The 1,440-nt window shown below is 41.9% G+C and carries 1 protein-coding gene; it reads right to left on the bottom strand.

Annotation, left to right across the window (positions count from 1 at the left end; genetic code table 11):
* Positions 1 to 157: 157 nt before the first annotated feature.
* Positions 158 to 1,440, bottom strand: a 1,283-nt coding sequence (locus VB714_RS21380) for a B12-binding domain-containing radical SAM protein (protein ID WP_323226715.1), incomplete at its 5' end; no start/stop codon positions are given.

Genomic DNA, 1,440 nt, shown 5'->3' with positions numbered 1-1,440 from the left:
TAACATTCCCATAACTACACTAGATATAAAACCGACAAACAGGCTGGGAAGCAGGGCAAAAAGATAAATCTGTAATAAATATCCAGTTGTTCAAGGCTGTTGCTGAGGGGGATGAATATTTAATGTACAAATCCGAGCGCGATCGCGCCTCCTAATTTTAGATATCTACTAACACCGGTTCTGGCTTCACCGAGGTGGACCGACTCAGAGGCTCTAATCCTTGCTGTTCCAGAATACGCTCTTTTGCCAAAATGCGATATTCCCAGAAATGTTCCCCAGCCGCACATAAACCCAAATACATATTCAATAATTGAGGCTTAGTCCGCATTATCGTCCAAAGTTGTCGCCAAAATTGTCCGCGAATTTCTGTGCGTTTCCAACCTTGATGCCAGCATAACTGAGCGACGAGTCGCAGTCCTTTACCGCGAGGAAAATACATATTTTGCGCTAGTTTAGGATTGGTTGTAATTCCCAAACAATGTTGCAAACAACGTCGGAGATAGTTTTTCGGCTCGTACATGGTCCAAAGTGCGTCTAGATATTCTTCCGCAATTTCAGCCATCGGGCGATCGGGAAGGAAATTCATCAAAGAATTCTGATCGCCCACTTCAACACCTCCAAAGCCTTCTAATAATCGCTGTTCTTGTTTTAATCGTTGCCAAAGTGCCGTATTCGGAAGAGCTTGCAAAATGCCAAGCATCGGTTGAGGAATATTGGTTTCTTCCACAAAAGCCTGAATGCGATCGCCAGCACCGGTTCTTTCCCCATCAAAACCAATGATAAACCCAGCATAAATCAACAAACCCGCTTGATTAATAATGCGACAAGATTCGACTAAAGGTTGGCGAATATTTTGAAACTTACCCGTGAGTTCCAAGCTATCACAATCGGGGGTTTCAATGCCCAGAAAAACAGCATAAAAACCAGATTGTGCCATCAAGTCTAGTAGTTCTAAATCTTCTGCTAAATTGACAGAGGCTTCCGTGATGAAGGTGAAAGGATAATTGTGTTCCTCCATCCAAGGAATTAATTCCCGCAACAAAAGTTTAACATTGCGTTGATTGCCAATGAAATTATCATCAACCATGAAAATAGAGCCGCGCCAGCCTAAATCATAGAAAGTTTGTAATTCTACTAAAATCTGAGCAGGTTCTTTGGTACGAGATTTGCGACCATACAGGTTAGTAATATCACAAAATTCGCATTGGAAGGGACAACCCCGAGAAAATTGGATCGCCATCATTAGGTAATCATCTTTCTCGAGTAAATCAAAACGAGGTAGAGGACTTTGAGTAATATCGGGTTTGTCCAAAGTGCGGAAAATTCCTTTTTCTTGACCTTGAGAAAGTGCTTCTAAGAATTGCGGAATTGTTATTTCTCCTTCATCTAAAATCAAATAATGAGCGCCAGCTTCAATTGCTCCTTCTGGAATAGAGGTAG

The sequence above is a fragment of the Spirulina sp. 06S082 genome, from assembly GCF_034932145.1.
Classification (GTDB): Bacteria; Cyanobacteriota; Cyanobacteriia; order Cyanobacteriales; family Spirulinaceae; genus CCY15215.
This window is presented reverse-complemented; position numbering and strand designations above follow the sequence as displayed.